The following is a 14,317-nucleotide window of genomic DNA, read 5'->3' on the forward strand; positions in this document are numbered from 1 at the left end:
GCTTGGCGTCCGGACGCGGGGGGCTGTATGGGGGCGCGTGAGACGGTTGGCGACCGTTGCGGCGTTCGCCCGCGGTCAGCGCCGGCTGCCCTTCTTCTTGTCCTTCGGCAGGTTGCCGAACTTGCGCATCTTGTCGGCCAAGGCCTCGTCCTGCTCCGGGAAGTATTCGCCTTCCCAGCGCGCCAGCGCGTCGTTCTGGAAGAACAGGGTCAGCGTCTTGATCTCGGTGTGGTTGGTGCGGCCGGCACGCTGGCTGGCGGTGTAATCCCATCGCTGGTGGTGGAACGGATCCGCGATCGACGGCGTCCCCAGCAGCGCTTCCACCTGTTGCTTGCTCATGCCGACCTGCAGCTGTTCCACGGCCGACTTGTCGACCAGGTTGCCCTGGTAGATCGGCTGCTTGTAGAGGATCCCGCAACCCGCCGTGGCGAGCGCGAACAGGACAGTCAGGACGAGGCGGGCGATGCTTGGCTGGCGCATGGAAGTCCGGTCTTGGGGAAACGCGCCGATGATACACTCCGGGCGGTCGCGGCGGCTCGGGCCGCCGACGCTTCCGGGCCTCCGCCCGGCGACTGTTCAGGCACCTTGCATCGACGGGAGCGGGATGGAATCGCAGGATCTGCGCAAGGCCGGACTGAAGGTGACGCATCCCAGGATGCGGATCCTCGAGCTGCTGGAGAAGAAGACCCCGCAGCACCACATGTCCGCCGAGGATATCTATCGGCAACTGCTGGAAAGCGGGGACGAGATCGGCTTGGCGACGGTCTACCGGGTGCTGACCCAGTTCGAGGCGGCGGGGCTGGTGCTCAAGCACAACTTCGAGGGCGGCACTGCCGTCTACGAACTCGACCGGGGCGGCCACCACGACCACATGGTCGACATCGACACCGGCAAGATCATCGAGTTCGAAAGCGCCGAGATCGAGAAGCTCCAGCGCCAGATCGCCGAGCAGCACGGTTTCGTGCTCGAGGAACATTCGCTGGTCCTCTACGTGCGCAAGAAGCGCTGAGTCCCACGCGAACCCCGCTTGGCGGCCGGTTCAACCGGCGTTCTGCAACAGTCGCTGCGCCGCGGCGCGGGCCTCGTCGCTGACCTCCACGCCGCCCAGCATCCGCGCCAGTTCTTCCTTGCGCTGCGCGGGATCCAGCCGTTGCACGGCGCTCTGGGTGACCCCCGTGGTGGCGGCCTTGCTGACTCGGTAATGGGCGTGTCCCTGGGCCGAGACCTGGGGCAAGTGCGTGACGCAAAGGACCTGGCAACGCTCGCCCAGGGACCGCAACTTCTGGCCGACGATCTCGGCGACCGCGCCACCGATGCCGGAGTCGACCTCGTCGAACACCATCGTCGGCACGGGATCGTGTCCAAGCGCCGCGACCTCGATCGCCAGCGAGATACGGGACAGTTCGCCGCCCGAGGCGACCTTGCGCAGCGGGCGAGCGGGCTGCCCGGCGTTGGCGGACACCAGGAATTCGACCCGTTCGGCCCCCAGCGGGTCGGGGCGGTTGGCCGGGGTCGTTTCGAAGGCGATCTCGAAACTGCCCCCGCCCATCCCGAGCTCGGAGACCAAGTTGCTGGTCGCCTTGGCCAGCGCCTTTGCCGCCTTTTGCCGGGAGCGGGTCAATGCCGACGCGGCTTCGCGCCAGGCGTCCATGGCAGCCGCGATTTCCTGGTCCAGGACCCTCAGGCGGGTCCCGGCGGTGTGCAGGGTATCGCGCTCGGTGGCGAGGGCGTCGCGATGCTCCGCCAGCGATCCGGGCGGCACCCTGTGCTTGCGGGAAAGCTCGTGGAGGCGCGCGATGCGGCCTTCGAGGGCCTCGAACCGGGCCGGATCGACGTCCAGGTCGGCGCGGATGCGCTCCAGCAGGGCCGAGGCCTCGTCAAGCTGGATCGCGGCGGCATCGAGCATGTCATCGACTTCGCCCAGGCGCGGCTCGTGTTCCTGGAGGCGGTCGAGACCTGCGCGAAGCCGCTGCAGTTGCGCGGGCAAGGCGGGAGCGGCATCGCCACCGATGCAGGCCAGGGCATCGTCGCAACCCGAGATCAGGCTCGCCGCATGCGCCTGGCGGCGATGGTCGGCCTCCAGGTCGGCAAGGCTCTCGGCCGACAGGTTCTCACGGTCGAGCTCGGCCAGCTGGTGGTCGAGCCATTCGATCCGTTCCGAGACGTCGCCCCGCCTGGACAGTGCGTCGCGTTCCTCCAGCAGCGCGGTCCAGCGCCGGGCGGCATCACGGACCGCATCGAGCAAGGGGGTGTGGCCGCCATGGGCATCCAGCAGGGCCAGTTGGCTTTGCCGGGAAAGCAGGGCCTGGTGTTCATGCTGGCCATGGATCTCGACCAGCAGGCCCGCCAGCTCCGACAGCTGCGACAGCGTCGCCGGGCGGCCGTTGATCCAGGCCCGGGAGCCGCCATCGGCACGCAGCGTTCGGCGCAACACGCAGGCGTCGCCGTCGTCGAATTCCTGTTCGCGAAGCCACTGCACGGCAGGGGGCGACCCCGCCAGGGCGAATTCGGCATGCAGTTCGGCACGCTCGGCGCCGTGGCGGACCATCGCGCTGTCGGCGCGCATGCCCGACAGGAAGCCCAGCGCGTCGACCAGCAATGACTTGCCGGCGCCGGTTTCACCGGAAATCACCGTCATGCCGGGACCGAACTCCAGGTCGGTCCGAGAGACGACGGCGAAATCGCGGATGGACAGGCGCGTAAGCATGGCGCGATTGTGCCCGCTTGCCCGGCACGGTGACAGGGGCGCCGCCACGACGATCGCGCGGCGGGGCGCTTGCGCCCGGCACCCGGGGCGCCTATATGAAGGGCATGGTCAGCAACCGCTCCCCCGACGCCGCGCACGACCTCGACCCCCGCGCCCGCCAGCTGTTGCGCACCCTGATCGGCCGTCACATCCGCGACGGCGAGCCCGTTGGCTCGCAGACGCTGGCCAGGCACGCCGGCCTCGACGTCAGCCCAGCGACCATCCGCAACATCCTCGCCGACCTCGAGGAAGTCGGGCTGTTGTCGGCCCCGCATACGTCCTCCGGCCGCATTCCCACGGCGCAGGGGTACCGCGTCTTCGTGGATTCCCTGCTGCAGCTCAAGCCGTTGCCCGAGGCCGAAGTCGCCCGCCTGAGGCAGCAATTGCCAGCCGGTGGCGGCACGCAATCCTTGCTGGGCTCGGCATCGGAACTGGTGTCCGCGATGACGCACTTCGTCGGCGTGGTGAGCGTGCCCAAGCGGGAGCAGTTCGCCTTTCGCCACATCGATTTCGTCGCCCTGGACGGGCAGCGGGTGATGGCCATCGTGGTGTTCGCCGACAACGAAGTCCAGAACCGCATCGTCCAGGGCCGGCGCAATTACGAACCCGGCGAACTGGAACGGGTGGCGAACTACCTCAACCAGAATTTCGCCGGCCGCCCCCTGGCGGAGATCCGTGCCCGCCTGATCCACGACATGCGCGACGCGCGGAGCGAGATGGAGACCCTGCTGTCGCAATCGGTCGAGCTCGCCGAGCAGGCGCTGGCGCCCGATGGCGACGACATGCTGCTCGCGGGGCAGACCCGCTTGATCGGCGTCCAGGACCTGTCGGACCTGGATCGCCTGCGCGAGCTGTTCGAGGCCTTCGCACGCAAGCGGGAGATCCTGCAGCTGCTCGAGCGCACCGTGCAGGCCCCGGGGGTGCGGATCTTCATCGGCGAGGAGACCGGGCTGGCGCCGTTGGAGGGGGTTTCCCTGGTCACCGCTCCCTATTCCGCGGGCGGCCAGGTCCTGGGCGTGCTGGGCGTCATCGGGCCGACCCGGATGGCCTACGACCGGGTGATTCCGGTGGTGCAAGCCGCGGCCGACGTGCTGGGGGTCGCCTTGAATCCGGAGCGGACAACCCCATAGCTGTCCGGCCGGCGGCGTGACGCCCGCCAAGGAAAACCGGACCAAGATGAGCAACGAACCCCAGCAAGAGGCGGCCGAGGCGGCCGCGCAAGGCGATGACGCACCGGAAACGGCGGTGCAGGACGAGCTCGAAGCGCTCCGTGGCGAGGTCGAGCAGCTGCGGGCGCAGTCGCTCGTGGAACGCGCCGACCTGGAGAACCAGCGCAAGCGGCTGGAGCGCGAGGTCAGCAACGCCTGCCGCTTCGCGAACAAACAGCTGCTGAACGACCTCCTGCCGGTCCTGGACGGGATGGATGCCGCGCTTTCGACGGCAGACGCCGCCGACCCCCTGCGCGAGGGGGTTGAACTCACCCTCCGCGAGCTCAGCCGGATCTCCGCCAAGCATGGACTCGTCGCCGTCGCGCCGCGGCCGGGGGATGCCTTCGACCCGGAACACCACCAGGCGATGAGCGTGATCGAGGCCGAAGGCATCGCGCCGGGTGCGGTCGCGCAGACCTTCCAGAAGGGTTACCTGCTCAACGACCAGTTGTTGCGCCCGGCGATGGTGGCGGTGACGCCCCACGACTGAGCCGGAAGCGGCCCATGGCTTGAACCCTCCGGGCGCGCCCCCAGATAACCCCCATCGGCGGCGAGGCCGCCACGACAGACACGACAGACCAGAGAATTCGAGAGGGAATCCACTATGGCAAAGATCATCGGCATCGACCTGGGCACGACCAACTCGTGCGTGGCGATCATGGAAGGCGGCAAGGCCAAGGTCATCGAGAACAGCGAGGGCGACCGCACCACGCCGTCGATCGTGGCCTACACCAAGGACGGCGAGGTACTGGTCGGTGCGTCGGCCAAGCGCCAGGCGGTCACCAATCCAAAGAACACGTTCTACGCGGTCAAGCGCCTGATCGGCCGCAAGTTCGGCGACGCCGAGGTCAAGAAGGACCTCGACCTGGTGTCCTACGGGATCGTCGAGCACGACAACGGCGACGCCTGGGTGCAGACCAGCGACGGCAAGAAGCTCTCGGCGCAGGAAGTCTCCGCGCGGATCCTCGAGAAGATGAAGAAGACCGCCGAGGCCTACCTGGGCGAGACCGTGTCCGAGGCGGTGATCACCGTGCCGGCGTACTTCAACGACTCGCAGCGCCAGGCGACCAAGGACGCCGGCAAGATCGCCGGCCTGGACGTCAAGCGCATCATCAACGAGCCGACCGCCGCCGCGCTGGCCTACGGCCTGGACAAGAAGGGCGCCGACCGCAAGATCGCGGTCTACGACCTGGGCGGCGGCACCTTCGACGTCTCGATCATCGAGATCGCCGAGGTGGACGGCGAGAAGCAGTTCGAGGTGCTGGCCACCAACGGCGACACCTTCCTCGGTGGCGAGGACTTCGACAAGCGCGTGATCGACTACCTCGTCGAGGAATTCCAGAAGGACCAGGGCATCGACCTGCGCAAGGATCCGCTGGCGCTCCAGCGCCTGAAGGACGCGGCCGAGCGCGCCAAGATCGAGCTCTCCAGCGCCCAGCAGACGGAGGTCAACCTGCCCTACGTCACTGCCGACGCCTCCGGTCCCAAGCACCTCAACATCAAGCTGACCCGCGCCAAGCTGGAATCGCTGGTCGAGGACCTGGTCAAGAAGACCATCGAGCCGTGCAAGGTCGCGCTCAACGATGCCGGGCTGCGCGCCAGTGACATCAACGAGGTGATCCTGGTCGGCGGCCAGACCCGCATGCCCAAGGTGCAGCAGGCCGTGGCCGAGTTCTTCGGCAAGGAACCGCGCAAGGACATCAACCCGGACGAGGCCGTGGCCATCGGCGCCGCGATCCAGGGCGGCGTGCTCGCCGGCGACGTCAAGGACGTGCTGCTGCTCGACGTGACCCCGCTGAGCCTCGGCATCGAGACCCTGGGCGGCGTGTTCACCAAGATCATCGAGAAGAACACCACGGTGCCGACCAAGGCCTCGCAGACCTTCTCCACCGCCGAGGACAACCAGTCCGCCGTCACCGTGCACGTGCTGCAGGGCGAGCGCGAGCAGGCCCGCTACAACAAGTCGATGGCCAAGTTCGACCTGACCGGCATTGAGCCGGCGCCCCGCGGCATGCCGCAGGTCGAGGTGTCGTTCGACATCGACGCCAACGGCATCGTCCACGTGACCGCCAAGGACAAGAAGACCGGCAAGGAGCAGAAGGTCGAGATCAAGTCCGGCTCTGGCCTGTCCGAGGAGGAGATCCAGCGGATGGTGTCCGACGCCGAGGCGCATCGCGAAGAGGACAGGAAGTTCCAGGAGCTGGTCACGGCGCGCAACCAGGCCGACGCGCTGGTGCACAGCGCCCGGAGCGCCATCAAGGACAACGGCGACAAGGTCGGTGGCGAAGTGATCGGCCGCGTCGAGGGCGCGATCGCCGAGGTCGAGACGGCGATGAAGGGCGACGACAAGGCCCAGATCGAGGCCAAGACCACGACGCTGGAGGAAGCGGCGCAGGCCCTGTTCGCCGCGGCGGCCGCGCAGCAGGGGCCGGACGGCGAGGGCGGCGCGGGTCCCGAGGGCGGGGCGCCCTCCGGCGACGACGTGGTCGATGCCGAGTTCACCGAGGTCAAGGACGACGAACAGAAGCAGTAGGCCATGACGGCTGGATCGGCGATCGGAGGAGCGGGGCCTGGCCCGGCTCCTTCGGTCCGTCCGGCCGGCCGTTCCGGGATCCGCCGCCGGCCGCGCCGGTGCTGATCCGCAGCGACGCAACCTCCTCCCGGACCCCCAACTCCCGCCCATGAGCAAACGCGACTACTACGAAGTCCTGGGCGTCGCCCGGAACGCCAGCGAAGAGGAACTCAAGCGTGCCTATCGTCGCTGCGCGATGAAGCACCATCCGGACCGGAATCCGGGCGATGCCTCCGCGCTGGACAAGTTCAAGGAGTGCAAGGAGGCGTACGAAGTCCTCTCCGATGGCGGCAAGCGCCGCATCTACGACCAGCACGGACATGCCGCCTTCGAGCACGGCATGGGGGGCGGCAATGCCGGCCCGGGCTTCGGCGGGCCCGACATGGGCGACATCTTCGGAGACATCTTCGGGAACATCTTCGGCGGTGGCGCCGGCCGCGGCCCGCGCCGCGGCGCCGACGTGGGCTACGTGCTGGACCTGGACCTGGAAGAGGCGGTGGCGGGACTGGAAAAGCGCCTCGAGTTGCCGACCATGGCCGAGTGCGAGCCGTGCAACGGCACCGGCTCGGAGGACGGCAAGCTGGAAACCTGCGAGACCTGCCATGGGCGGGGCCAGGTGCGTTACCAGCGCGGGATCTTCTCCATGCAGCAGCCGTGCCCGCATTGCCATGGCCGCGGCCAGACTTTCCGCAATCCCTGCGCCGCCTGCCGCGGCAATGGCCGGGTCGAGGAAGAAAAGGTGTTGTCGGTCAAGATCCCGCCCGGAGTCGATACCGGTGACCGTATCCGCCTGGCGGGCGAGGGCGAGGCGGGACCGGCCGGGGCGCCTCCGGGCGACCTCTACGTTGAGGTCCGGGTCCGTCCGCACGGGATCTTCGTGCGCGACGGGGACGACCTGCACTGCGAGGTGCCGATCCGCATCACCCAGGCCGCCCTGGGCGACACCGTACGCGTCCCGACCCTGGGTGGCGATGCCGAGATCCGCATCCCCGCCGAGACCCAGACCGGGAAGGTCTTCCGCCTGCGCGGCAAGGGCGTGAAGTCGGTTCGCAGCCGCAGCGCCGGCGACCTGTACTGCAAGGCCGTGGTGGAGACGCCGATCAACCTGACCAACGAACAGCGCGAACTGCTCGATCGGTTCGAGAAGACCTTCACGGGCGAGAACGCCCGCCGCCACTCGCCGCGCTCGAGCACCTTCCTGGATGGAGTCAAAGGCTTCTGGGAGCGCATGGTGTCCTGACACCGCCTGCGCGGGTCTCGCGGGCAGCCCGGTGCAGGCGTGCCCTGCCTTGGTGATGGCTCCGCATCCGCGCTAGAGTGGCCTCGAGGGGGCCATGGTGATGCTTGTTCTGACGTACCGCCGCGAGGAATGCGAGGCCGATCGCGCCATCCGGGCGCGGCGCCCGCTCGAGGAGGGTCGTCTTGGCCGGTGAGCGACGGCTCCGGCTGGTCGCGCCGGGCTTCCGAAGCCTGCAGAAGCGGCTGGACTTCGAACGCAGCCTGACGGCCCTTTCGGCGGCGCTGATGCGCACCGAACCGGACGATCTCGACAGCGTGGTGGAGGACGCCCTCGCCACGGTCGGCACGTTCTTCCAGGTCGATCGCGCCTACCTGTTCGAGATCGACATGCAGGCCGGGCATGCCAGCAATACCCATGAATGGGTGGCCAACGGGATCAGCGCCGAGGCGCAGAACCTGCAAGAAGTGCCGGTCGATACGTACCCATGGCTGATGGCCGAACTGCGCGCGGACCGGGCGATGGTAATGAACGACATCGCCGACCTGCCAGAGGAGGCGGTCAACGAGCGCGAGGAATTCAGGCGGGAGGGAATCCGTTCGATCGCCGTGGTGCCGATCTGGCATGGCGTGGACCTTGCCGGCTTCGCCGGCTTCGACGCCGTCCGCAGGAAAGTCGTTTGGGAGGAGGACTACCTTCTCGGATTGCGACTGCTGGCCCAGGTGCTGGGCAGCGCGCTGCGGTCGCGGTCCCTGGCGCGGTGGCTCAGGCACATGGCCTTCCACGACGCCCTGACCGGGCTTCCCAACCGTGCGCTGCTGGAGGACCGGCTGCAGGCGGCGCTGCTGCGTGCCCGCCGGTACGACTCCGGCCTGTTGCTTGCCATGGTGGACCTCGATGACTTCAAGCTGGTCAACGACCGGCACGGCCATGCCATCGGCGATGCCGTCCTGTGCCAGGTAGCGCGCCGGCTGCAGCAGGCATTGCGCAGCACCGATACGGTGGCCCGGCTCGGGGGCGACGAATTCGTGCTGGTGGTCGAGGACGTGAGCGAGTCGATCCAGGTCGTCGCCGATCGCCTGCTGTCATCCTTCGATCCGGAGTTCGTGATCGAGGGCGTGCGACTTCGGGTCAGCCCCAGCATCGGCATCGTCCAGGTCCCGCCCGGCTTGTCGGATGCCGATGCCCTGATGCGGCATGCCGATGCCGCGATGTACCGGGCCAAGGCGGCCGGCAAGCACCGCTGGGTCTGCGAGCGGGCTTGAGGGCGAACCAGCCGTGCCCAGCCTTGCCGCAGGCGCGGCGCGCCGCTAGCCTGCGCCGATGAGCGATCCGTTGCCGATCCTGGTCCATGGCGCCTCCGGCCGCATGGGCCAGACCCTGCTGCGCCTGTGCGGCGAAGCGGACCCCCCGTGCCGGGCGGTCGCCGGTGTGAGGCGCGAGGTCCGGCAGCGCGTCGTCGGCGGCGTGCCGCAGTTCTCGTCCCGCGAATTGCAGGGGACGCCGGCATTCGACGTCGCGATCGACTTCAGCCTTCCCGTGGCCTTCGATGGCGTGCTGGCGCTTTGCCTGGAGCGGGGCGCCGCGCTGGTGTCGGGGACGACCGGCCTTTCCGACGAGCAGCGGCACGCCTTGGCGGCCGCCGCTCGGCGCATCCCGGTGCTGTGGGCCTCCAATTTCAGCCTCGGGGTAGCCGTCCTCGAGGAACTCGTCGAGCGCGCCGGCGCCGCGTTGCCCGGTTGGGACTGTGACATCGTGGAAATGCACCATTCCCGGAAAGTCGACGCGCCGTCCGGCACCGCACTTTCGCTGGGAGAGGCAGCGACGCGGGCGGGCGCGGAGCCCCGGTACGCCAGCCTGCGCGCCGGTGACATCGTCGGCGAGCATGCCGTCCAGTTCACCGGTGCCGGCGAGCGCGTCGAACTGGTGCATCGCGCCGGCAACCGCGACATCTTCGCCCGCGGCGCCCTGCACGCGGCCGCGCGCCTCGCCGGACGTGAACCGGGCCACTACCGGCTGCGGGACCTGCTGTGACGATGCCGCGATAGTTCTGGCATCGGTGCGCCGGCACCGGTATCATTCCCGCTCGCCTGATTCCTCCCGCCCCCGGACCGGTTACGACCGCTTCGGCGGCGTTCTGCAACCCGACGTAGGCGAATTCCCTTGAACGATCCCGCAATCCTCGTCCTCGAAGACGGCACCGTGTTCGAGGGAATTTCCGTGGGCGCCGCTGGCCTGTCTGTGGGCGAGGTGGTCTTCAACACCGCGATGACCGGATATCAGGAGATCCTCACCGATCCGTCCTACGCCCGGCAGATCGTGACGCTGACCTATCCCCATGTCGGCAACACTGGATGCAATTCCCAGGACGACGAGGCCGGCCAGAGCTGGGCGGCCGGCCTGGTGGTCCGCGACGTCCCGCGCCGCCCGAGCAGTTGGCGCAGCGAGGTGGCGTTGCCGCAGTGGTTGCGCGACCGCAACGTCATCGCGATCGCCGGCATCGACACCCGCAAGCTGACCCGCTTGCTCCGCGATCGCGGCGCCCAGAACGGGGCGCTGATGGCGGGCGACGTCGATGCCGACCGTGCGCTCGAGGCGGCGCGCAAGTTCGCCGGCCTCAAGGGCATGGACCTGGCCCGCGAGGTCAGCGCCCGCGAGCGCTACGAATGGCGCGAGGGACGGTGGGACCTGGATCGGGGTGAATTCACCCCCGGCGGCGGCCGGTTCAAGGTCGTGGCCTACGATTTCGGCGTGAAGCGCAATATCCTCCGCATGCTGGCCGAACGCGGTTGCGACGTCACCGTCGTCCCGGCACAGACGCCTTCGGCCGACGTGCTGGCGATGGATCCGGACGGCATCTTCCTGTCGAACGGACCGGGCGACCCGGAGCCTTGCGACTATGCGATCGATGCGATCCGCGGTTGCCTCGAGCGACGCATCCCCGTCTACGGCATCTGCCTGGGGCACCAGCTCCTGGGCCTGGCCGTCGGCGGAAAGACCGCGAAGATGAAGTTCGGACACCATGGGGCCAACCACCCGGTGATCGACCTGGACACCGGTCGCGTGGCGATCACCTCGCAGAACCATGGCTTCGCCGTCGACGAGTCGAGCTTGCCGGCCAACGTGCGCGTCACCCATCGCTCCTTGTTCGATGGCAGCAACCAGGGCATCGCCCTGACCGACGCCCCTGCCTTCAGCTTCCAGGGGCATCCTGAGGCCGCGCCCGGCCCGCACGACCTGGCACCGCTGTTCGACCGGTTCGTATCCATGATGGAGGCCCGCTGACATGCCCAGGCGCACCGACATCCAGACCGTCCTGATCATCGGTGCCGGCCCGATCGTGATCGGGCAGGCGTGCGAGTTCGATTACTCCGGGGCGCAGGCTTGCAAGGCGCTGCGGGAGGAGGGCTACCGGGTGGTGCTGGTGAACTCGAACCCGGCGACCATCATGACCGACCCGGGAATGGCCGACGCGGTATACATCGAGCCGATCCAGTGGCAGATGGTCGAGAAGATCATCGCCAAGGAACGGCCCGACGCGCTGTTGCCGACGATGGGCGGCCAGACGGCGCTCAACTGCGCGCTGGACCTGGCCGACAACGGCGTGCTGGAAAAGTACGGCGTCGAGCTGATCGGCGCCTCGCGCGATGCCATCCGCATGGCCGAGGATCGCGAGCTGTTCCGCGTCGCCATGGCCGAGATCGGCCTGGATTGCCCGCAGGCCGAGGTGGCGCGGAGCTTCGAGCAGGCGGTCGACATCCAGACCCGCGTCGGCTACCCGACCATCATCCGCCCCAGCTACACCCTCGGCGGCAGCGGCGGCGGCATCGCCTACAACCGCGAGGAATTCGAGGACATCGTCAAGCGCGGCCTCGAGCTCTCTCCGGTGCACGAGGTGCTGGTCGAGGAGTCGGTGCTGGGCTGGAAGGAGTTCGAGATGGAGGTCGTCCGCGACACCGCGGACAACTGCATCATCGTGTGCTCCATCGAGAACCTGGATCCGATGGGCGTGCACACGGGGGACTCCATCACGGTGGCGCCGGCGCAGACCCTGACCGACAAGGAGTACCAGCGCCTGCGCGACGCATCGATCGCCGTGCTGCGCAAGATCGGGGTCGACACCGGCGGCAGCAACGTGCAGTTCGGCATCAACGCCCAGACGGGGCGAGTGGTCGTCATCGAGATGAATCCGCGCGTATCGAGGTCCTCCGCGCTGGCATCGAAGGCGACCGGGTTCCCGATCGCCAAGGTGGCCGCCAAGCTGGCGGTGGGCTACACCCTGGACGAGCTGAAGAACGAGATCACGGGCGGCAAGACGCCCGCCTCGTTCGAGCCGGCGATCGACTACGTGGTCACCAAGATCCCGCGGTTCGCGTTCGAGAAGTTCCCGCAGGCCGACGCGCGGCTAACTACTCAGATGAAATCCGTCGGCGAGGTGATGGCGTTCGGGCGCACCTTCCAGGAATCGTTGCAGAAGGCGTTGCGCGGGCTCGAAACCGGCAAGGTCGGGCTGGACCCGACCGGCCTGGACCTGTCGAGCGAGCACGACCTCGCCACCCTGCGACGCGAAGTCAAGGAAGCCGGCTCGGAGCGATTGTTCTATGTCGCCGATGCGTTCCGTGCGGGCATGGACGTGGAGGAAGTGCACGCGCTGAGCTTCGTGGACCCCTGGTTCCTGGACCAGATCGAGGAACTCGTCGCCACCGAGCGCGATGTCGCCGAAGCGGGCATCGACGCGCTGGACGCCAAGCGCCTGCGCCACCTCAAGCGCATGGGCTTCGCCGACGCGCGGCTTGCCCAGCTGGTGGGCAGCGACGAGCAGGCGATCCGCGCGCTGCGCCGGGTGCATGGGGTCAGGCCCGTCTACAAGCGCGTGGACTCCTGCGCGGCTGAGTTCGCCACGACCACGGCCTACCTGTATTCCACGTACGAGGACGAATGCGAGGCCAGTCCCAGCGACCGCGAGAAGATCATGGTCCTGGGTGGCGGGCCGAACCGGATCGGACAGGGCATCGAGTTCGACTATTGCTGCGTCCACGCCGCGCTTGCGCTGCGCGAGGATGGCTACGAGACCATCATGGTCAATTGCAACCCGGAAACCGTGTCCACGGACTACGACACCTCCGACCGGCTCTACTTCGAATCGCTGACCCTCGAGGACGTGCTCGAAGTCGTCGAGCTGGAGAAGCCCCGTGGCGTGATCGTCCAGTACGGTGGACAGACGCCGCTCAAGCTGGCGCGCGCACTGGAAGCCAACGGCGTGCCGATCATCGGCACCTCGCCGGACTCCATCGACCTGGCCGAGGATCGCGAGCGCTTCCAGCAGCTGGTCGACCGGCTGGGCCTCAAGCAGCCCCCCAACCGCATCGCCCGGACCGCGGACGAGGCGCTTGCGCTCGCCAAGGAGGTCGGCTACCCGATGGTGGTCCGCCCGAGCTACGTGCTGGGCGGCCGGGCGATGGAAGTGGTGCACTCCGATGCCGACCTCGAGCGCTACATCCGCGATGCGGTCAAGGTCTCGGAGAAATCGCCGGTCCTGCTCGACCGCTTCCTCGACAACGCCGTGGAAGTCGACGTCGACGTCATCGCCGACAAGGACGGGCAGGTGCTGATCGGCGGCGTGATGGAACACATCGAGGAGGCCGGCGTGCACTCGGGTGATTCCTCGTGCTCGCTGCCGCCGTACTCGTTGACGCCTGCCGTGCAGAAGGAGCTGCGCAAGCAGGTCGTGGCTCTTGCGCGCGCGCTGAACGTGGTCGGGCTGATGAACACCCAGTTCGCGGTGCAGGTCGCCGACGACGGGGAAGCGACGATCTACCTGCTCGAGGTCAATCCCCGCGCGTCGCGCACGGTCCCGTTCGTCTCCAAGGCGACGGGCGTGCCACTAGCCAAGGTCGCCGCGCGCTGCATGGCCGGCAAGACGCTGGCCGAGCAGGGCGTCACCGAGGAAGTCGTCCCGGATTACTACTCGGTGAAGGAGGCGATCTTCCCGTTCGCCAAGTTCCAAGGGGTCGACCCCATCCTCGGGCCGGAGATGCGCTCCACCGGCGAGGTGATGGGCGTGGGCCGCAACTTCGGCGCGGCGTTCGCCCGAGCACAGGAAGCGGCCGGGATCCGGACGCCACCGATGGGCAAGGCCTTCGTGTCCGTCCGGGATCCGGACAAGGTGCGCGTGTTGCCTGTGGCCCGGGAGCTGGCCGAGCGGGGCTACGGCATCGTCGCCACCGGCGGCACGGCCGCATGGCTGCGCGAACACGGGGTGGATTGCGAGCACGTCAACAAGGTGATCGAGGGCCGGCCGCACGTGGTCGACCTGATCAAGAACGGCGAGATCGCGTACATCGTCAATACCACCGAGGGCCGGCAGGCGATCGCCGATTCGTTCTCCATCCGCCGCGAGGCGCTCCAGCACGGGGTCACCTATTCGACCACCATTGCCGGGGCGAAGGCGCTGCTGCACTCTCTGCAGTATCGAGGCACCGGACCGGTGCTGGCGCTGCAGGAACTGCACGAGGAGTTGGGCATGCAACGAGGAACACGCGAATGAGGGCGCC

General features: G+C 68.3%; 11 protein-coding genes. 9 read left to right on the forward strand and 2 right to left on the reverse strand.

From position 1 onward, the window contains the following. Positions 1-75: 75 nt before the first annotated feature. On the reverse strand, positions 76-465 hold the full coding sequence (locus ABD970_RS08580) for an outer membrane protein assembly factor BamE (RefSeq protein WP_425563096.1): 390 nt from the start codon (positions 463-465) through the stop codon (positions 76-78). A 139-nt stretch (positions 466-604) separates the two neighbouring features. Here ABD970_RS08580 and fur point away from each other — a divergent pair, with 139 nt between their 5' ends. Continuing rightward, on the forward strand, positions 605-1,009 hold the full coding sequence (gene fur, locus ABD970_RS08585; protein WP_345295077.1) for a ferric iron uptake transcriptional regulator: 405 nt from the start codon (positions 605-607) through the stop codon (positions 1,007-1,009). A gap of 30 nt (positions 1,010-1,039) precedes the next feature. On the opposite strand, the gene recN is transcribed toward fur, so the two are convergent. After that, positions 1,040-2,707, reverse strand: a complete 1,668-nt coding sequence (gene recN, locus ABD970_RS08590; RefSeq protein ID WP_345295078.1) for a DNA repair protein RecN — start codon at positions 2,705-2,707, stop codon at positions 1,040-1,042. 104 nt (positions 2,708-2,811) lie between these two features. On the opposite strand from recN, the gene hrcA reads away from it, so the two are divergent. From hrcA to carB, 8 genes are all read left to right on the forward strand, one after another. Then, positions 2,812-3,876 (forward strand): heat-inducible transcriptional repressor HrcA, encoded by a 1,065-nt coding sequence (gene hrcA, locus ABD970_RS08595; RefSeq protein ID WP_345295690.1) that lies wholly within the window; start codon positions 2,812-2,814, stop codon positions 3,874-3,876. Positions 3,877-3,922: 46 nt separating this feature from the next. After that, a complete protein-coding gene (grpE, locus tag ABD970_RS08600) occupies positions 3,923-4,444 on the forward strand; it encodes a nucleotide exchange factor GrpE (protein ID WP_345295079.1) in 522 nt (173 codons plus the stop codon). Positions 4,445-4,558: 114 nt separating this feature from the next. Then, entirely contained in the window at positions 4,559-6,487 is a 1,929-nt protein-coding gene (dnaK, locus tag ABD970_RS08605) for a molecular chaperone DnaK (RefSeq protein WP_345295080.1), read from the forward strand. 148 nt (positions 6,488-6,635) lie between these two features. Beyond that, positions 6,636-7,766 carry a molecular chaperone DnaJ gene (dnaJ, locus tag ABD970_RS08610; protein ID WP_345295081.1) on the forward strand — a complete coding sequence of 377 codons (1,131 nt, stop codon included), beginning with the start codon at positions 6,636-6,638 and terminating at the stop codon, positions 7,764-7,766. Between the two features lie 182 nt (positions 7,767-7,948). After that, the gene (locus ABD970_RS08615; protein ID WP_345295082.1) at positions 7,949-9,028 is read left to right on the forward strand and encodes a diguanylate cyclase domain-containing protein; all 1,080 of its coding nucleotides are present in this window, start codon (positions 7,949-7,951) and stop codon (positions 9,026-9,028) included. A gap of 58 nt (positions 9,029-9,086) precedes the next feature. Next, positions 9,087-9,797: a 4-hydroxy-tetrahydrodipicolinate reductase gene (locus ABD970_RS08620; RefSeq protein WP_345295083.1), complete on the forward strand. Its 711-nt coding sequence runs from the start codon at positions 9,087-9,089 to the stop codon at positions 9,795-9,797. Between the two features lie 129 nt (positions 9,798-9,926). Next, on the forward strand, positions 9,927-11,048 hold the full coding sequence (gene carA, locus ABD970_RS08625; RefSeq protein WP_345295084.1) for a glutamine-hydrolyzing carbamoyl-phosphate synthase small subunit: 1,122 nt from the start codon (positions 9,927-9,929) through the stop codon (positions 11,046-11,048). Position 11,049: 1 nt separating this feature from the next. Next, complete coding sequence (carB, locus tag ABD970_RS08630) at positions 11,050-14,310, forward strand: carbamoyl-phosphate synthase large subunit (RefSeq protein ID WP_345295085.1); 3,261 nt, start codon at positions 11,050-11,052, stop codon at positions 14,308-14,310. Positions 14,311-14,317: the final 7 nt, after the last annotated feature.

The organism is Luteimonas vadosa (assembly GCF_039543545.1).
GTDB classification, from domain to species: Bacteria; Pseudomonadota; Gammaproteobacteria; order Xanthomonadales; family Xanthomonadaceae; genus Luteimonas; species Luteimonas vadosa.